The organism is Mesorhizobium sp. WSM3859 (assembly GCF_002295065.1).
Taxonomy (GTDB): domain Bacteria; phylum Pseudomonadota; class Alphaproteobacteria; order Rhizobiales; family Rhizobiaceae; genus Mesorhizobium.
The window spans coordinates 107,724-126,143 of the sequence record NZ_NSGG01000007.1 but is presented as its reverse complement, the minus strand read 5'-3'; the positions used below and the strand labels follow the sequence as shown (position 1 = coordinate 126,143).

At 64.3% G+C, this 18,420-nt stretch carries 16 protein-coding genes; 10 read left to right on the top strand and 6 right to left on the bottom strand.

Going from position 1 to position 18,420, the window contains the following annotated elements:
* Positions 1 to 189: 189 nt before the first annotated feature.
* From CK230_RS16830 to CK230_RS16820, 3 genes are all read right to left on the bottom strand, one after another.
* Complete coding sequence (locus CK230_RS16830) at positions 190 to 1,623, bottom strand: aldehyde dehydrogenase family protein (protein WP_095818264.1); 1,434 nt, start codon at positions 1,621 to 1,623, stop codon at positions 190 to 192.
* A 163-nt stretch (positions 1,624 to 1,786) separates the two neighbouring features.
* Positions 1,787 to 2,194: an ACT domain-containing protein gene (locus CK230_RS16825; protein WP_095818263.1), complete on the bottom strand. Its 408-nt coding sequence runs from the start codon at positions 2,192 to 2,194 to the stop codon at positions 1,787 to 1,789.
* Positions 2,191 to 2,802, bottom strand: coding sequence for a GNAT family N-acetyltransferase (locus CK230_RS16820; protein ID WP_245429953.1), 612 nt, complete (start codon positions 2,800 to 2,802; stop codon positions 2,191 to 2,193). The genes CK230_RS16825 and CK230_RS16820 overlap by 4 nt, the downstream gene beginning before the upstream one ends.
* A 304-nt stretch (positions 2,803 to 3,106) precedes the next feature.
* On the opposite strand from CK230_RS16820, the gene CK230_RS16815 reads away from it, so the two are divergent.
* The gene (locus CK230_RS16815) at positions 3,107 to 4,075 is read left to right on the top strand and encodes a YeiH family protein (protein WP_095818462.1); all 969 of its coding nucleotides are present in this window, start codon (positions 3,107 to 3,109) and stop codon (positions 4,073 to 4,075) included.
* 25 nt (positions 4,076 to 4,100) lie between these two features.
* On the opposite strand, the gene CK230_RS16810 is transcribed toward CK230_RS16815, so the two are convergent.
* Positions 4,101 to 4,610 (bottom strand): GAF domain-containing protein, encoded by a 510-nt coding sequence (locus tag CK230_RS16810; protein ID WP_095818261.1) that lies wholly within the window; start codon positions 4,608 to 4,610, stop codon positions 4,101 to 4,103.
* A gap of 189 nt (positions 4,611 to 4,799) precedes the next feature.
* On the opposite strand from CK230_RS16810, the gene CK230_RS16805 reads away from it, so the two are divergent.
* From CK230_RS16805 to CK230_RS16785, 5 genes are all read left to right on the top strand, one after another.
* On the top strand, positions 4,800 to 5,696 hold the full coding sequence (locus tag CK230_RS16805; RefSeq protein ID WP_245429967.1) for a GlxA family transcriptional regulator: 897 nt from the start codon (positions 4,800 to 4,802) through the stop codon (positions 5,694 to 5,696).
* Between the two features lie 117 nt (positions 5,697 to 5,813).
* Positions 5,814 to 7,112, top strand: a complete 1,299-nt coding sequence (locus tag CK230_RS16800; RefSeq protein ID WP_095818259.1) for a Xaa-Pro peptidase family protein — start codon at positions 5,814 to 5,816, stop codon at positions 7,110 to 7,112.
* Between the two features lie 27 nt (positions 7,113 to 7,139).
* A complete protein-coding gene (locus CK230_RS16795) occupies positions 7,140 to 7,817 on the top strand; it encodes an isochorismatase family protein (RefSeq protein WP_095818258.1) in 678 nt (225 codons plus the stop codon).
* Positions 7,818 to 7,822: 5 nt separating this feature from the next.
* On the top strand, positions 7,823 to 8,794 hold the full coding sequence (locus tag CK230_RS16790) for an alpha/beta hydrolase (protein WP_095818257.1): 972 nt from the start codon (positions 7,823 to 7,825) through the stop codon (positions 8,792 to 8,794).
* 364 nt (positions 8,795 to 9,158) lie between these two features.
* A complete protein-coding gene (locus CK230_RS16785; protein WP_095818256.1) occupies positions 9,159 to 10,799 on the top strand; it encodes an ABC transporter substrate-binding protein in 1,641 nt (546 codons plus the stop codon).
* Positions 10,800 to 10,864: 65 nt separating this feature from the next.
* On the opposite strand, the gene CK230_RS16780 is transcribed toward CK230_RS16785, so the two are convergent.
* Entirely contained in the window at positions 10,865 to 11,923 is a 1,059-nt protein-coding gene (locus tag CK230_RS16780; protein ID WP_095818255.1) for a LacI family DNA-binding transcriptional regulator, read from the bottom strand.
* Positions 11,924 to 12,126: 203 nt separating this feature from the next.
* Here CK230_RS16780 and CK230_RS16775 point away from each other — a divergent pair, with 203 nt between their 5' ends.
* The 4 genes from CK230_RS16775 (at position 12,127) to CK230_RS16760 (ending at position 17,533) form a co-directional block, all read left to right on the top strand.
* Positions 12,127 to 12,963, top strand: a complete 837-nt coding sequence (locus CK230_RS16775; protein WP_095818254.1) for an ABC transporter substrate-binding protein — start codon at positions 12,127 to 12,129, stop codon at positions 12,961 to 12,963.
* A 100-nt stretch (positions 12,964 to 13,063) separates the two neighbouring features.
* Complete coding sequence (locus tag CK230_RS34015; protein WP_095818253.1) at positions 13,064 to 14,584, top strand: amino acid ABC transporter permease/ATP-binding protein; 1,521 nt, start codon at positions 13,064 to 13,066, stop codon at positions 14,582 to 14,584.
* A gap of 55 nt (positions 14,585 to 14,639) precedes the next feature.
* A complete protein-coding gene (locus tag CK230_RS16765; protein ID WP_095818252.1) occupies positions 14,640 to 15,764 on the top strand; it encodes an FAD-binding oxidoreductase in 1,125 nt (374 codons plus the stop codon).
* 83 nt (positions 15,765 to 15,847) lie between these two features.
* The gene (locus tag CK230_RS16760) at positions 15,848 to 17,533 is read left to right on the top strand and encodes a tetratricopeptide repeat protein (RefSeq protein WP_095818251.1); all 1,686 of its coding nucleotides are present in this window, start codon (positions 15,848 to 15,850) and stop codon (positions 17,531 to 17,533) included.
* A 35-nt stretch (positions 17,534 to 17,568) separates the two neighbouring features.
* Here CK230_RS16760 and CK230_RS16755 read toward each other — a convergent pair whose 3' ends face one another.
* A complete protein-coding gene (locus CK230_RS16755) occupies positions 17,569 to 18,417 on the bottom strand; it encodes a hypothetical protein (protein ID WP_141246039.1) in 849 nt (282 codons plus the stop codon).
* Between the last annotated feature and the right edge of the window lie 3 nt (positions 18,418 to 18,420).

Below are 18,420 nucleotides of genomic sequence, written 5' to 3'. Positions count from 1 at the left end.
GTCTCTGCTATCGGACTGCTGCAATCGCGATAGGCGCTGAAAATCCTTGATGTGGTCTTGTTGCGCGACTTGCCCGCAGCTCGCAAAGCGGTAGTTGCCATTATCCGATGCTTGTAGGCGCGGCCGCGACCGCGCCCCTATCCGAGGTGCTTCTGAGTCCTCGTTTTCTGGCTGCGGACCCGCGAGCCCCTACTCCGCAGCCTCATATCCCGCGATGCCCTTGATCTCGAGGAAATCCTCCAGGCCGTATTCGGCATATTCGCGGCCGTTGCCGGACTGCTTGTAGCCGCCGAAGGGCAGGCCCGCGTCCCAGGTCGGATAATTGATGTAGACATTGCCGGAGCGCATGCGCGCGGCAACCTGGCGCGCCTTCTCGATGTCCTTGGCCTGGATGTAGGAGGCAAGGCCGAAGACCGTGTCGTTGGCCTGCTCGACCGCCTGCTCGACCGTATCATAGGGCATAATCGACAGCACCGGTCCGAAAATCTCTTCCTTGGCGATGCGCATGTCATGCGTGACATTGGCGAAGACGGTCGGGCGCACGTAGTAGCCGCGGTTGAGCTCGGCCGGGCGGCCGGGGCCGCCGGCGACCAGCGTGGCGCCTTCGTCGATGCCGCTCTGGATCAGGTCTTGAATCTTGTCGAACTGGATCTGGCTCACCACCGGGCCGAGCTTGGAGGCGGGCGCGTCGGCCGGGCCGACGGTGAATTTCTCCGCCGCCTTCTTCGCATAGCCGGCGGCCTCGTCATGCCGGTCGCGCGGCACGAACATGCGGGTCGGGGCGTTGCAGGACTGGCCGCTGTTGGAGAAGCAGCCGGCGACGCCCTTGGTGACGGCCCGCTCCAGATCGACATCGGGGAACAGGATGTTGGCGGACTTGCCGCCCAGTTCCTGATGCACACGCTTGACCGTGTCGGCCGCCGCCTTGGCGACCAGGATGCCGGCGCGAGTCGACCCCGTAAACGACATCATGTCGACATCGGGATGGCTGGCCAGCGCCTGGCCGACGCCCGGGCCGTCACCGTTGACGAGGTTGAAGACGCCCTTCGGCACGCCGGCCTCGTCGATGATCTCGGCGAAGATGATGGCGTCGAGCGGCGCGATCTCCGACGGCTTCAGCACCATGGTGCAGCCGGCGGCAAGCGCCGGGCCGACCTTGCAGGTGATCTGGTTGAGCGGCCAGTTCCAAGGCGTGATCAGGCCGACGACCCCGATCGGCTCTTTCACGATCAGCGACGATCCCTTGACGTGGCGGAACTGGAAGGTCTTCAGCACCTCCGCCATCTTCTCCAGATGCGCCAGCCCGACGCCGACCTGGCTGTCCAGCGCCATCTGGCGCGGCGCGCCCATCTCGCGCGAGACGGCGAGCGCCAGGTCCTTGCTGCGCTTCTTGTAGGTTTCGATGACGCGGTTGAGGATATCGAGCCGTTCCTCGACCGAGGTGAAGCCGAAAGTGGCGAAAGCGTGCTTGGCGGCGGCCACTGCCTTGTCGACATCGGCCTTGGAGCCCAGCGAAATCTGGGCGAAGACGTCTTCGTTCGAGGGATCGATGACGTCGAGCGTGTTCGGCACGACCGGATCGACCCAGGCGCCGTCGATATAGAACTGCAGATTGTGGGACATGATTTTCCTCCTCGGCCAGCCGCGGGTGCTCGATTGCAGTGGATTGGGCCGTCGTATACCGCCAGAGATAACGATGCCGCAAGCGCTCTGTCATACGCAAGCGCGGGCGATTGAGCCAGCCATCCGTCGAGCCTGACTATCGGCTGAAGCCGACCGGGTCGGACTACAGCAGCGTATGTCCAGCGTCACCCAGCAGCCGCGCCGCCGTAGCCCGATCGGCAGCCTTCACCAGCAGGTGGTCGCCATCGAAGGTGGACACCACGAAGATGCCCAGGCCGTTCTCCGACAGCGGCCGAATGACAGACAGCACGATGCCGGTTTCGCCGAAGGCAAAGGGCCCTTCGAATTTGAAGGCGACCCAGTCGCGATCCTGCCTGACGGCAGCCGGTACTCGCTCCTGCAGGCAGGTGATGGAAAGCTCATCCTCGGTTCTGGTGATGCTGACGAAACCCGGCCCGTCCGCCCAGTCGGGAATGCCATGTCCGGCTTCCAGCCGCGCGATCGCGTATAAGCCGTGCAGCTGCTTCAGCCTGATCCGGGGAGTTGTTGTCGCGCTCCGATTGGCGGTCATTCGGCGATCCTCTTGCTCATATAAACGGTCGTGCCATTCATGAATGGTTCTTCCCGGTCGATTGTGTAGCCCTGCTTCTTGTAAAGCGACACATTCGCCTCAAACGCACCGTTGGTCAGCAGGCGAAGCTCTTGACGCCCGGCCTCGCGTGCCTTGCCCTCAGCCCGCTCTAGCAACAGCCGGCCGATCCCTTTGCCCTGCGCCTCCGGCGCCACGCAGACATTCTCGATCCAGAGATGGTCATCGGCCAGTATAGTCTCGAGCATGCCGATAATGCGATCTTGCGAGATGGCGAGGTCGAATGGATGCTCGGCGACAGCCTTGTTGTAGTCAGCGCGCATCGGCAGCGGCTCGCGGCCGATAACCGGCACCCATTTGGCATAGGCGGCGCGCACGATGTCGCGGATGGCGGCGGCATCCGCCGCCTCGGCCGGCCGAAACCGGACGGAAGAATCGATGGTCATTGCAAGGCTCCAGATATGAAAAACCCCGCCGGCTGAAGTCGCGGGCGGGGCAGGAAACGACGAACCGGATCTTTCGTATCGGGCTTTATCGTCGAGCAATCGGCCTGCCGCTTCGCACTCGGCGAAGGCGGCGTCGCTTGGCATTGGCAGGCGCGGGGTTGGACATCGCGGCAAGCTGGAGGAGGAACCGACAAGCGTCAAGCCTCGGCCGGTGTCGGTCATTGGGCCAATGCATTGACAGGTCAACGCGTCGGCACAACGCCAATCGTTCGTAAAACCCGATCGTTATAACTCGAATAATTCGCTGGAAAGATCGGTTCTGGAATGGCATTCCGGCGGCGAGTGCGCATGGAGAATTCGATTGTCTTTCCTGCCTGTCACCGCGAACGATCTTCCAAGTCAGCTGAACTCGGCCGCTGCCGAGCGCAAGCGCCCTGCCGTGACCGCGATCCCGGCCGGCATTGTGCCGGGATTAGTCCTGGTGGCGATGATCACCAGCGTCGCCTACTCGGCGCGCGGCTTCTCCGGCCTGTTCAGCCCGATGATCCTCGCCGTCGTCGCCGGCATGATCTATTCCAACGTGCTCGGCATGCCGGGCCATGCCAAGCCCGGCATCGCCTTCGCGCAAAAACGCCTGCTGCGCTTCGCCATCGTGCTGCTCGGCTTCCAGCTCACGCTCGGCCAGGTGGCGGGCATCGGCCTTGGCGGGGTCTGCATCGTCGCGGCTACGCTCGGCGCCACCTTCCTCTTCACCGTCACGCTCGGCCGGCTGATCGGCGTCGACGCCAAGCTCTCACAACTCATTGCCGCCGGCACCTCGATCTGCGGCGCCTCGGCGATCGTCGCCACCAACATCGTCACCGACGCGCGCGACGAGGACGTCACCTATGCCGTCGCCGCGATCACGCTGTTCGGCACCATTGCCATGCTCGGCTTCCCGCTGCTGGCACCCGCGTTTGGGCTCGACCAGCATGCTTTCGGCCTGTGGGCGGGCGCCTCGATCCACGAGGTGGCGCAGGTGATCGGCGCCGGCTTCCAGAACGGCGCGCTCTCCGGCGAGACCGCCACGGTCGCCAAGCTGACCCGCGTCGCCATGCTGGCGCCGATGGTGATCGCGCTCGGCCTGATGGCGCGCCGCGGCAGCGCCGATGCTTCCGGCGCCAAGCCACCGATGCCCTGGTTCGTTGCGGCCTTTGTGGCCGTCGTGGCGCTGAACAGCCTGGTCGCGGTCCCGGCGCAGATCCATTCGGCGATCGCCTTGGCCGCGCAGATCATGCTGACCATGGGACTCGCCGCCCTGGGGCTTCAGGACGATATTTCTCAGATTCGCTCGCGCGGCCTGCGGCCGCTGCTGCTGGCCTTCTCGGCCTTCATCTTCATCGGCTGCTTCAGCCTGATACTGGTGAAGTTCGCGTAAGGCAGGCCGAGACCAGCCTCACCTCTCAGTCCCCGTCGCCATCCTCGAACTCGCACGCCGCGACATAGATTGCGGCGAGCTTCTCGATGCCGGCCTGGTCCTCCTTGTCGAAGCGGCCAGGCAGCGGGCTGTCGAGGTCGAGCACGCCGAACGCGCCTTCGGCATCACGCAACAGCACCACCAGCTCCGAGCGCGAATCGGCATCGCAGGCGATGTGGCCGGGAAATTCGTTGACGTCCTTGACCAGCATCGACATGTCGAGCTCGATGGCCTTGCCGCAGACGCCCTTGCCGACGGCAATGCGCACGCAGGCCGGCTTGCCCTGGAAGGGGCCGAGCACCAGCTCGTCCTCGGAGGCGAGGAAATAGAAACCCGCCCAGTTGAGGTCGGGCACCATCTGGTAGATCAATGCCGCCGTGTTGGCGGCATTGGCGACGGAATCGCCCTCGCCTTCCAGCAGCGCTTTCAGTTGCGTTGCCAACTCCTTGTAGAAGGCGGGCTTGTTGCTCGTGTCGATGGCGGTTGCCGAAAACATAGTGTCGCCTCTCCGTTGCAAGGGCGCTGACGCGCCCGCTAGAGTTTTCTTCTCTCTGCCACCAATGCAGCGCCCGGGAAATACACAATCGTGAGTGCCGCCCCAGCCAGCCGAAAACGCGACCGCGCCCAGCCGGAGGGAGGCGAAGCACCCCTCACCTTCGCCGTGCTGGTCTTTCCGGGCTTTCCGATGATGGCGTTTTCCTCCGTCATCGAACCCTTGCGCGCCGTCAACATCCTTGCGAAGCGCGATTGCTACCGCTGGGTGATCGTCGGCGCCGATCCCGGCACGGTCGAAGCTTCGAACGGCGTCGTCATCCAGCCCGGCTTTTCCGCGGCGGACGCACCGAAGGTCGACCGCATCGTGGTGTGCTCCGGTGGGGATGCCGATCATGTCGTGGCCGACGCGGCGATGACCTGGATACGCAAAAGCCTGCGCGGCGGCGCGCATATCGGCGCGGTGGCGGACGCCTCGTTCTTCCTCGCCCGCGCGGGCTTGCTCGACGGGCATGCCTGCACCTTGCATTGGACCAGCCAAGCCGCCTTCACCGAGGCTTTTCCGGATATCGAGCTGCGGCGCGATCTCTTCGTCATCGACCGCAAGCGCTTCACTTCGGCCGGCGGCGTTGGCAGCCTCGACATGATGCTGGAGATCATCACGCGCGACTATGGCGCCGAGATCGCGGCGGGCGTCGCGGAATGGTTCGTGCACTCGCCGTTGCGCTCCAGCGTCGACCGCAAGCTGATGCCGCTCAGGCTGCGCACCGGCGTCCAGAACGAGCTGGTCCTTTCGGCCATCGCCATCATGGAGGACGCGGTCGAAGAGCGGCTTGGGATGGCCGAGCTTGCGGGACGGCTTGGAGTGTCACCCGACAAGCTGGAGCGCAATTTCCGCGCCGTGCTGGATATCTCGCCCAACGGCTATTACCGGCGGCTCAGGCTCAAGCGCGCCGCCGACCTCCTGGCGCATTCGACGCTGATGGTGCGCGATGTCGCGCTGGCCTGCGGCTTTGCCTCGATGTCGAGTTTTGCGAGGGCCTTTCGCGAGGAGCATGGGCACGCGCCGAAGGCGATGCGAAGGCATTGATTACCGCGCGTTGCCGCGGCTGCTCATTCGCCGTGCGGCATCCGGCACAACAATCGCGGAATGTCGCACAAGATCTGCATCCTACCCCGCTATGGTCTCCCCATCAGGAGACCTCCCATGAGCATCGTCGTATTCGACCCGGACAGCACCGAGGATGTAGACTTCAAGGACCGCATGCGCCATCCGGCGGCAGCCGATCCTGCCGGCGGCATGTGGCTGTCCGACACCGAGCCGTCCTTCATCGATGCGGATGCCCTGCGTAAGGGGCGCCTTACCAAGCTGCGCTCCTGGATGCGCGAGGCGGGCTATGGCGGCGTCGTGCTGTTTGACCCTTACAACCAGCGCTACGCCACCGGCTCTCGCAACATGTTCGGGTATTTCCTGCGCAACTCGACCCGCTATTTCTTTATCCCCACCGAAGGGCCGATCGTGCTCTTCGAATATCCGCAGAGCTACCATGTCTCGATGGTGCTCGACACGATCGACGAGGCGCGGCCGTCGAAGCTGGTCTGGTCATCGGTCTCCGGCCGCGACGACGAGACCGCCGGACCGTTCGCCGACGAGATCACCGAGCTCCTGAAAAAGCATGGCGGCGGCTCGATGAAGCTCGGGCTCGACCGCTGCAGCCACCTGCAGGCGCTGGCCCTGGAAAAGCGTGGCTGCGAGGTGAAGGATTGCCAGGGCGAGATTTTGGCCGTGCGCGCGGTAAAGACACCGGAGGAGGTGAAATGCCTGATGGCCTCCATGGCCGGCGCCGAGGCCGCGGTGGCTGCGGTGCGGGAGGCAATCAAGCCCGGCGTTTCCGAGAACGAGCTGTTCGCCATCATGTATGGCGAGGTCATCCGCCAGGGCGGCGAGTTCATCGAGACGCGCCTGCTGACGTCGGGACAGCGCACCAATCCGTGGTTCAACGAAGCAAGCGGGCGCAAGATCCGTCCGGGCGAATTGCTGGCGCTCGATACCGACACGATCGGCTGCTACGGCTATTATTCGGACTTCTCGCGCACCTTCCGCTGCGGGCCGGGCAAGCCGACGCCTTACCAGAAGTCGCTCTACCGCATGGCGCACGACCAGGTGCAGCACAATATCGGCATCGTAAAGCCCGGCATGGCTTTTCGCGAGATCGCCGAGAAAGCCTGGAAGATTCCCGACCGCTTCGTCGACCAGCGCTACACGTCGGTCATGCACGGCGTGGGCATGCATGGCGAGACGCCCTTCATCGCGCATGCGATGGACTACGAGACCTATGGCCGCGACGGCATCATCGTGCCCGGCATGGTGGTGAGTGTGGAGAGTTATATCGGCGAGAAAGGCGGCCGCGAGGGCGTCAAGCTGGAGGACGAGATTCTGATCACCGAGACCGGCACCGAACTGCTCTCGCGGTTTCCTTATGAAGACGAATTTCTTGACAAGTAGCGCCCACGTACCGACAGCACACTCCACATGAAAACGCCCATTTCCATCCGGCGCGGCACGGTGGCCGCGGTGTTCATCGATCTCCAGGAGGAGCATCGCAAGGACAAGCGCTATCTGGTCGAGGGATTTGCCGACATCCTCGCCAACGTACAGCGCCTGCAGGAGGCGGCGCGGCGCAATTTCGTACCGCTCTATCACTGGGCCTATATCGTCAACCTCGCCGAGGCGCGGCCGTTCCATCCGGTCGATGACACAGGCAAGTCGGCCTTTTCCGACAAGGACGATCCGCTGACCGCGATCTGCCACGAAGTGGCGCCGCAGAACGGCGAAGCCATGCTGGTCAAGCAGGAGGCCAGCGCCTTCGGCAAGAACGATTTCGCCCAAAAGCTCAAGGCAGCCGGCATCGAATGGCTGGTGATTGCCGGCGTCTGGACCGAGGCCTGCATCGACGCCACGGTGAAGGACGCGGTAGCGCGCGGCTTTCGGGTTCTGCTGGTCAAGGATGCCTGCGGCAGCGCAACTGTCGCCATGCACCAGACCGGCATCCTCAACCTCGCCAACCGACTCTATGGCGGCGCCGTCACCAACACGCTCGACGCCTGCCGGCTGATGGCCGGCGACACGGTGAATGTGTGGCAGGTAGAGGGTTCGGTGCCGTTGCGCTTCACCTTCGAGAACGCGGCGCGGCTCTACGCCGAGCTCTGACGGCGATGACCAGCGCCCCAGCCGATCCGGCGGCGAGCCGCGGCAAATATGCCGACCGGCTCGACCGGGAGCTCTGGGACTATATCGACCGGGTCAACAGCTGGTACCCGCCGGAGATCGTTGCCGCATCCATACCCGAGCAGCGCGCCGTCTATGATCGGATGTGCGTGGCGTTTCACCAGGGTCGTCCGGAGGGCGTCATGGCCAGCGACGGCCTCGTAGCGACGGGCTCGCATCCGATCCCGGTCCGCCGCTATCGCATGGCGGGCAAGGCGGCGGCGATCGTCCTCTACTATCATGGCGGCGGCTTCGTGCTCGGCGATCTCGACAGTCACGACGACATCTGCGCCGAGATCTGCGCCGGCACCGGTTTCGAAGTAATCTCGGCCGACTACCGGTTGGCGCCGGAGCATCTGCACCCGGCCTCCTTCAACGATGCGCTGGCCGTGTTCGAATGGGTCGCGGCGACCAGCACGCTGCCGATCGTGCTTTGCGGCGAGAGCGCCGGCGGCAACCTGGCCGCGGCGGTGGCGCAGGCGACCCGCCGCCATCCCCGGCACGCGATCGGGCAGATGTTAATCTATCCCGGCCTGGGCGGCGACGAGAGCGGGCGCTCTTATGTTGAGCATGCCGAAGCGCCGCTGCTGACGCTCGCCAATATCGAGTTCTATCGACGGGTCCGGTCGACACCCGGTCAGGCTTTGGACGACCCGACGTTCTCGCCGCTTCAAGACCACGATTTCTCAGGCCTGCCGCCGACCATCATCGTCACCGCCGAATGCGATCCGCTTTCCTCAGATGGCAAGACCTACCGCGACCGCATCCTGGCCGTCGGTGGGTGGGCGACATGGCGCGAGGAGCCCCGGCTGGTACACAGTTTCCTACGAGCGCGTTCCACGGTGCCAAGGGCAGCGGAGGCGTTTGCAAGGATTGTTGCGGATATCGGCGCGCTTGGGCGGGGCGAGTGGCCGTATTGAAGGGCGCTCCCCCTCACCCAGCCTCCGCTTCGCTCGGCTGACCTCTCCCCAAGGGGAGAGGAGCCTGTCAGCGCCGGCGCGAACCTCTTCTCCCCTCGGGGAGAAGGTGGCCGCGAAGCGGCCGGATGAGGGGGCGACGGCGTCTGAGTCAACTTTAGCCTGCGGAACAGCGCACAAGAACTGCGGAAAACCAAACATTTCACCGCGGAAAGCGGACCTATCATTCCCTTGCAGGCAACGGCGCCCTGGCGGTCGCATCCGCCCCCGCGCCTGGCGATCCCGGGGCGACCGTTGGCTCGTGCAAGTCGTTGCCCCCAACAGACCGCCGCGCGGGCAACGTGCGCCAACAACAGAGGGAACGACGATGAAATTCATGCTGACCGACAGGAAACTGCACCCGCGTGCCAGGCCGATCGCCGACGACTTCAAGAAGAGCGCGATCAGCCGGCGCGAATATCTGGCGCTGATGGCCGGCTTTGGCGTCAGCGCCGCCGGCGCGATGGCGCTGGGCGGGATTGTCCCCTCGCCTGCCCGCGCCGCCGAACCGAAAAAGGGCGGCGTGCTGCGCGTCGCCATGAACGTCAAAGGCTTCAAGGATCCACGCACCTTTGACGGCGTCGAAATGTCGAATGTCGCGCGCCAGTGCAACGAATATCTGGTGCGCTGGAACACCGACTTCTCCTTCGAGCCCTGGCTGCTGGAAAGCTGGGAAACCAGCGACGACGCCAAGACGATCACGCTTCACGTGCGCAAGGGCATCACCTGGTCGAACGGCGACACATTCAACGCCGACGACGTGATCCACAACCTCAACCGCTGGTGCGATGCCTCGGTGGCCGGCAATTCGGTCGCCGCGCGCATGGGCGCGCTGGTCAATGCCGACACCAAGAAGCCGGTCGACGGCGGCATCCAGAAGGTCGACGACTACACCGTCAAGCTCAACCTGCCCAAGCCCGACATCTCGCTGATCGCCGGCATGGCGGACTATCCGGCGCTGATCATGCACCGCTCCTATGAGGGCGACGCCGACCCGAAGAAGGCTTTGGCCATCACCACCGGCCCTTGCGAGCTGGTGAGCTGGGACGCCGAGACGGGCGCGGAGGTGAAGCGCAAGGACAAGCCCTGGTGGAAGGGCGAGTTCTATCTCGACGGCATCAAATGGGTCGATTACGGTTCCGATCCCAACGCCATGCTGTCGGCCTTCGAATCCGGCGAGATCGACACTGACCATGAGACCGCATCGGACGCCGTCTCGCAGACCGACAAAATGGGCTTGCAGAATTCCGAGATCGCCACCGGCTCGACCATCGTGGCGCGCTTCAATGTCTCCAACGCGCCCTATGACGACGTCAAGGTGCGCCGCGCCGCCCAGCTTGCCGTCGACAATGCGGCCGTGCTGAAGCTCGGCCTCGACGGCCGCGGAAAACCCGCCGACAACCACCATGTCGGCCCGATGCATCCGGAATTCGCCGATATCGGCCCTGCGAGGCGCGATGTCGACCAGGCCAAGAAGCTGATCGCGGAAGCCGGCAAAGCCGACCATGAATATGAGCTGATCTCCGTCGACATCGAATGGCAGAAGAGCACCGCCGACGCGATCGCAGCACAGATCCGCGAGGCGGGCCTCAAGATCAAGCGCACCGTGCTGCCGGCCGCGACCTTCTGGAACGACTGGAGCAAGTTCCCCTATTCCTGCACTGAGTGGCTCGGCCGCCCGCTCGGCGTCCAAGTGCTGGCTTTGGCCTATAAATCGGGCGCGGCCTGGAACGAAAGCGCCTATGCGAACAAGGAGTTCGACGAGCTTCTCGACAAGGCGCTTGCGACGCCGGACGCCGAGCAACGCAAGGAGATCATGGCCAAGATCGAGACCAATTTGCGCGACTCGGGCATCATCATCCAGCCCTACTGGCGCTCGGTCTACCGCACCTATCGCAAGGGCGTGCAGGGCTGCGAACAGCACCAGGCACTCGAGCAGCATTTCGAAAAGGTGTGGCTGGAGAGCTGATCCTCCCGGGACGGCACGAGGCCGGCGCGGTGTTCCGAGCCGCGCCGGCCGCCGCTTTTCAGCGCTCAAGCTTCTGACGGGCCGACCGACATCCGTTCGATGATCGTCGTGGGCAGCACGATCCTTTCGGGCGGACGGTCGTCACCTTTCAGGCGGCGTATCAACAGTTCCGCCACCGATTTACCGAGCGCATAGACCGGCTGGTCGATGACGGTGATCGGCGGCGTGGTCACGCTTGTCCAGTCGGCATCGTGGAAGGTGATCAGCGATATGTCTTGAGGGATGCTGAGGCCGCATTCGCGGATTGCCTTGAACAACTCCAGCGCCACGACGCTGTCGGAGGCGAGGATCGCCGTCGGCCGCTCTGCGCTTTTGAGCAGGCGCTGCATCAAGGCGTGCGCGCTTTCCGATCGCCCGCTGCCGAAATGGATATTGCGCTCCGCCCCTTCGATGTCCGCCTCGCGACAAGCCTCGATAAAGCCGAGGATGCGCTCGCGCACCGTCGAGGTGTTAATCCTGGACGCAGCGCCGCGAAAGTCCCCCGACAACATCGCCGCAGTGACATAAGCGATCCGTCGATGGCCTGCCCTGGTCAGAATGCGAGTGGCCCGCAGCGCGGCGTTGCGGTCGTCGACGGTGACGGTGTCGACGGCAAGCTCCGGCAGGGCGCGGTCGAGCAGCGCCAGCGGGCAGGCGATCTCCTTTAGATGCGCGATCTCCCCGGATTGGGCCGGCGTCACGATCAAGCCATCGACCTGCTTGGCCAGGAGGACGCGGATCGCGTTCTTCTCCGCTTCGACGTCCTCGCCCGAATTCGCGAGGATGACGTTGATGCCCGACAAGCGCGCCACGTCGCTGATGCCGCGCACGGCAAGCGAGAAGAACGGGTTCTCGATATCGCCGACGACTACGCCGATGCTGCCGGAGCGCCCGGTTGTCATGCTGCGCGCGAGCTCGTTCGGCCGGTAGTCGAGCGCCCTGGCTGCTTCCAGCACGGCCGCGCGAACTGTCTCGCTCACCGTGCCGTAGCCGCCCAGTACGCGCGCCGCCGTCGCCTTCGAAACCTTGGCTTCGCGGGCGACGTCGCTGACGGTGACGGAGGGAGCCTTGGATGGGCGATTCATTTCTTGGGCAGTCGCTTTCAAATTCGTTGACGGATGGTCGTCGCTGTGCCTACAAATGTCAAGAGACCGGTCTCATTCACAATTGAGACCGGTCTCACAAGAAAAGAGCGCCGAGAGGCGCCGCATCGGAAACCGTGTCGAATTGGCCGCCGGGCTGTCTCGAAAGCCCGGCTTGAACCGATCTTCAGAGTGGAGAACAACCAATGAGCATAAGAGGTCTTTTCACAGTGAGCCGGCGGCAGCGCATCGGCCCGGTCTTCCTCGCCATCGCGCTGGCGGCGCTTTGGCTCCCCAAGGCCTGGGCGGCGGACAATCCCTACAATCTCATCGATCCAAAGACGATCAGCGTCGGCACGATGGGCGACGCCAAGCCCTATGCCTTCACCACCGCCGACGGCAAGTTCACTGGGTTCGATCTCGAATTCTTCCTCAACGTGGTCGGCCGGATGGGCTTCAAGCCGGACCAGGTGACCTTCACTGGGCAGGAGTTCTCGGCGCTGATGCCGTCCGTCGCCAACCAGCGCTTCGATGTGGCCGTCGCGGCCATCGGAACGACGGAGAAACGCAAGCAAACGGTCGACTTTTCCGACGGCTATCTTGCCGGATACCTGTCCGTGCTGACGTCAAACCCCAAGATCACCAGCGCCGAAGGCCTTGCCGGCAAGCGCCTCGGCGTCGTCCAGGGCACGCTGCAGGAAATCTACGCTACCAAGAATTTTGCCAATACCGACCTGGTAAAATTCCCGGACAACAACTCGGCTATCGCCGCGCTCAACAATGGCACGATCGACGGACACTTCCTCGACTATGAGGCGGCCAAACAATATGGCGAGCGCTATGCGGCGCTTAAGATCGCCATCAACGTCCCGTCTTTCGACGCGCCAGCTGGCTTCGTTATCCGCAAGGGCAACGACGCTTTTCGCGAGGCGCTGAACAAGGGCATCCACGAAGCCATGCAGGACGGCACCTGGCGCGACCTCTACCAGAAATGGTTCCCTGGATCGCCGATGCCGGAGCAATATCTCCCCAAGAAGAACTGACCTGCAAACTGCCGCCGGCGCGAATGCCGACGGCCTTTCAGGCAGGCCATAAGCGATCGCGCGACGGGCAATTCCGTCGCCGAGCAAGGCAGGTTGGCGAATGAATTGGTTAGAAAACCTTCAGCGCAGCTTCTTCGATTGGGACGCGATGGCATCGGTGCTGCCGTCGTTGCTCATGGTCGGCTTGAAGAACACGCTGATCCTGGCCGCGGCTTCGACGGTGCTCGGCATCGTCATAGGCATGATGCTTGCGGTCATGGGCATCTCGCGCTCTGGCTGGCTGCGGATTCCGGCGCGCGTCTATACCGACATCTTTCGCGGGCTGCCGGCGATCCTCACCATTCTTTTGATCGGCCAGGGTTTTGCCCGCATCGGCCGCGAGCTATTCGGCCCCTCGCCTTACCCGCTCGGCATCCTGGCGCTGAGCCTGATTGCCGGCGCCTATATCGGTGAGATTTTCCGCTCAGGGATCCAGAGCGTCGAGAGCGGTCAGATGGAGGCGTGCCGCGCGCTCTCCATGAGCTATGGCCAGGGCATGCGGCTGATCGTCATTCCGCAGGGCATACGCCGCGTGCTGCCCGCTTTGGTCAATCAGTTCATCGGCAACGTCAAGGATTCCAGCCTTGTCTATTTCCTCGGCCTGCTTGCCTCCGAGCGTGAGATTTTCCGCATCGGCCAGGACCAGGCAGTGGTCACCGGCAATCTGTCGCCGCTGCTTCTGGCCGGCATGTTCTATCTGATCATCACGGTGCCGCTGACCCATGTGGTCAACCACATCGACAACCGTCTGCGGCTCGGCAGGCAGAAACCGGGCGCCGCCGTCAGCGGCCTGGTCGAGGTCGGCGAGTTGAAGGACATGACGGGCAGGACCCCGGCAACGGCACGGCCGGCCATCAAGGCCGGCAGCCTCGAGGTGCGCGACCTCGACATGGCCTATGGCGAACTGCAGGTGCTGAAAGAGATAAGGCTCAAGGTCGAGCCAGGGACGGTCACCTGCGTGATCGGTCCATCGGGGTCAGGGAAATCGACACTGCTGCGGTGCCTCAACCGGCTGGTCGAGCCCAAGGCCGGTGACGTCCTGCTCGACGGCGAGAGCATTCTGGCGATGCAACCGGAGCAGCTTCGCCGCCGCGTCGGTATGGTGTTCCAGCATTTCAACCTGTTTCCGAACCACACGGCGATCGAGAACGTCATGCTGGCGCTGACCAGGATCAAGGGCATGGCGGGAAGCCAGGCACATCGCACAGCCGAGGCGCGCCTAGCCGAAGTGGGCCTTGCCGCCCGCGCGGACTACCGGCCGAGCCGCCTCTCCGGCGGCCAGCAGCAGCGCGTGGCGATCGCCCGCGCGCTGGCCATGGACCCCGAGGTCATCCTCTTCGACGAGGTGACCAGCGCCCTTGACCCGGAGCTGGTCAAGGGCGTGCTCAACCTGATGGCCGATCTCGGCCGGCGCGGCATGACGATGATCGTCGTCACCCATGAGATGGGGTTCGCGCGCAAGGTGGCCGACCAGGTCGCCTTCATGGACGAGGGCCGCATCGTCGAGGTCGGCCCGCCGGCGGAGATATTCGACCGGCCGAAAAGCCCAAGACTCCGGCAATTTCTCGCCGAGGTGCTGTGAGCGATGCCGCCGCGCCCTCTCCCAAGCCAAAGCCCGATCATCGAAAGCTGCATTAATGACTGAAAAATCTGCCCTCAAGGTCGCCGTCATCGGCGCTGGCGTTTTCGGCGTCTCAACCGCCGTTCATCTCGCCCGGCTCGGCGCGCAAGTGACGATCGTCAGCGACGGGCCGGTCGCCAACGGCGCGTCGTCGCGCTCACTCGCCTGGCTCAACTCGGCGCGCAAGCGCTCGGCCGCCTACCATGCGCTGCGCATCGCGGGCCTCGACCGCTACCGGAAGTTCGCAGCCGGGCAGGATTGCCGCGCCTGGCTGCGGCTTGACGGCGGGCTCACCTGGGACGCCGACAACGCCGCCAACCAGATCGAGGAAATCTTCCGCCACGAACAGGCGATCGGTTACGAGACGCGGCTGCTCGCGCCCGCCGAGATCGCCGCCGTCACGCCAGGCGTCGACGCAAAGGCTGTTTCTCGCCAAGGCGCCATCTTCAATGCCGGCGAAGGCTGGGTCGATCTGCCTTCGCTTATCGGCCTGCTGCTGCGGGATTTCGGTGAACGCGGCGGCCGGATTATCACCGATGCCGGCGCTGCCGATGTTGTTCTCGCCAATGGCCGGGCGACCGGCGTGAGGACCTCCTCCGGCCTGGCTATCGATGCCGACGCCGTCGTGGTCGCGACCGGCCCGGCGGTGCCGGCCATGGCGGCAAAAGCAGGCCGGCGCGTTGGTGACGGCACGACGCGCGCGCTGCTCCTCTTCAGCAAGCCAGTCCACCATCCGCTGCGCGCCGTGCTCAACACGCCGCGTGTCGCCATTCGGCCGACCCCCAACGGCGGTTTCGCGCTCGACTCGGCCTGGTCCGAGGAAGAAGTCATCGTGCGCGACGACGGTAGCTACGAGGCCAAGCCATCGACGATCCGGGGTCTGCTCGAGGAGGCCTCCAAGGTGCTGGAAGGCAATCCGAAATTGGCGCTGGAAAGCCATCACATGGGACCGAAGCCGATACCGGCCGATGGCGAACCGGTGATCGGCCAGCTGGCCGGCATTCCAGGCTACAACGTCGTCTTCAGCCACAGCGGTGCCACGCTCGGTCTCGTCGCGGGCGAGTTGCTGGCGGGCGAGATCGTCAGCGGCGAGCCCAGTCCGTTGCTTGAGCCGTTTCGTCCCGCGCGGTTCGACAGTTGAGAAGCCGTTTGCCAAGCCCGCGTCTTTCGGCACAGATTGCGCGTGACCGGTTTTCGCCGGCTCGATGCGAGAAACAATCGGGCATGGACCACTTCGACCTCGGCACCTATCGCCGCCCCATCTCCACATCCTCGGCCGAGACACGGCGCTGGTTCGATATCGGGCTGAACTGGTGCTACGGCTTCAACCATGAGGAAGGGATAAAGTGGTTCGAGAAGGCGCTGGAGAGCGATCCGGGCTGCGCTTTCGTCCATTGGGGCATCGCCTATGCCGCCGGCCCTTTCTACAATCTGACCTGGAAGGAGCATGGCAAGGCCGAAGCCGACCGTGTCGCCAGGCGCTGTTTCGAGCATGTGCGGCTGGCGCAAGCCAATGCGGCGAGCGCGAGCCCTGTCGAACGGCGGCTGATCGAGGCGCTCAGCGCCCGCTTTCAGAAGCCGCATGGCGTGAGCGCCGCCGAGTTCGAAAAATGGGACGACGCCTATGCCGCCGCCATGCGCGAAGTCTATCGCGACCATCCCGACGACCATGACGTGATGGCGCTGACGGTCGAGGCGCTGATGATGCGCACGGTGCGGCGGCTGTGGAACCTCCGGAACGGCGAGCCGGCGCCGAATTCGGATGTGCTCGAAGCGCTGGAAATCTGCGAGCGCTCGATCCGGCTCTCGGACGAAGCCGGCACTGCGCCACACCCGGCGGCGCTGCATCTCCACATCCATCTGCTCGAAATGTCGACGCAGCCGGAGCGCGGCATGCGCTCGGCGGAGCGGCTGGGCACGATGTGCCCGGATGCTGGCCATATGAACCACATGCCGGGGCACATTTACGTGCTCTGTGGCGAGTATGAGAAGGCGAAGCTCGCCAGCGAGAAGGCGGTGCGCGCCAACGACCTCTACCTCGCCTATGCGGGCGAGCCGACGTATTACCTGCTCGGCTGCTGCCACGACCTGCATCTGATGATGTTCACCTGCATGTTCCTCGGCCAATACCGGCCGGCGCTCTGGGCCGCCGACAAGGTGCGCAGCCTGGTGACGCGCGATGTCGTCAGCATTCCCGAGCGGCCGAAGCTGACGCAGACGGTCGAGGGCTATCACGCGATGAAATCGCATGTTCAGGTGCGCTTCGGGCGCTGGCGCGAGATCATTGACGAGCCGATGAATAGCGAGCCCGACCTCTATGTGGTGACCGCCGCGCTGCAGCACTACGCCAAGGGCGTGGCGCACGCGACGCTTCGCCAATTCGCTGACGCCGAGCGCGAGCGCGAGCTGTTCAGCCGGCAAATCGACGGCATTCCGGCGGAGCGCCGTTTCCTCAGCAACCCGACAAAAGCCTCGCTCGCGGTGGGCGCGGCGCTGCTCGACGGCGAGCTCGCCTATCACCAGGGCCGGCATGACGAGGCCTATGATCATCTGCGGCGCGCGGTCGAGCTCGACGACAATCTCTCCTACACCGAGCCTTGGGCCTGGATGCATCCGCCGCGCCACGCGCTGGCGGCGCTGCTGCTCGACCAGGGCCATGCGGCGGAGGCCGAGCAGGTCTATCGCGACGATCTGGGCTTGAGCGGCGCCGTGCAACGCTGCGCCCAGCACCCGGACAATGTCTGGGCGCTGCACGGTCTGGTCGAATGCCTGAAGCGCCGCGGCGAGAAAGACGAGCTGCCGGGATTGCAGGCGAAGCTAGCGGCGGCGCTTGTCAAGGCGGATGTTGCGATCACCTCGTCATGCCTGTGCCGAACAAGCGTACTATTGGACGTTTGCTGTTGCCATTGAGGGCAATTGCCGCCGTCCGCGACCCGGCCCGATTGCTAGGAGAAAACGGCCACCAATTCGTCGACGCCTCCGCCTTCCTTTGCACGTCGCAAGGCTGCGTATGTGTTCGTCGCGATAACCGACGCCAGCAGCCATGCGATCGCGGTGACGGCGCCATTTGCCGTGGCGTTGACGATGACCACAAAAGCAGGGGCAGCCGCAAGCGCGAGGTCGAATTCAAGAAAAAGTCCCAGCCTGAGGGCGAGGATGAGCAAAAAGAGAACCAGGAACAGGCCGAATATCGGCCAGCGATATCCCTTGGTCAGTGCGCGGCTGCGCCTTATCGAAGCCATTGCTCCAAGCCCTTCGCGCATAGCGACCGGAACCGCCGCCAGGCTGCCCAGCACCCAAACGACGCAAGGCACGACCATCAGCAGGAATGCGACACCGCCGCCGAAAGTCGGAAAGAACAATCGCGCGGCGACTACCGCTTGCTGCGCGCAAAACCAAAACAGATAGATCGTAAGTCCGATGCCGAGCACAGGAACGAGACGGCGCAAGGCCGGCTGAACGCAACTCGCGATCGACGGATGATGGCCATTGGCGTCTTCAAGAACCGCCTTCGACAGCACCGCATGCCCCAGAAAGGCCGGTAATGCGGCCAAAAGCCCGGCAAAAAGCAAAAAGCCCACATAGACGGGCGGTGCGACCCCGCCGCCGACCACGAACGCTGCCCTCTCCCTGTACGCAAAAGTCAGCAGACCACTCAGGAGTGACGGCAGGGCAAAAAAGCACACGGCGACCCCCAACGCGAGAACCGGATTGCGTCCGATGAACGAGAGCGTATCACCGATTACCCCGCCCAGCCGGAATTTACCGGCTGGGCCTGGGCTTGCCAAAGCCATCGA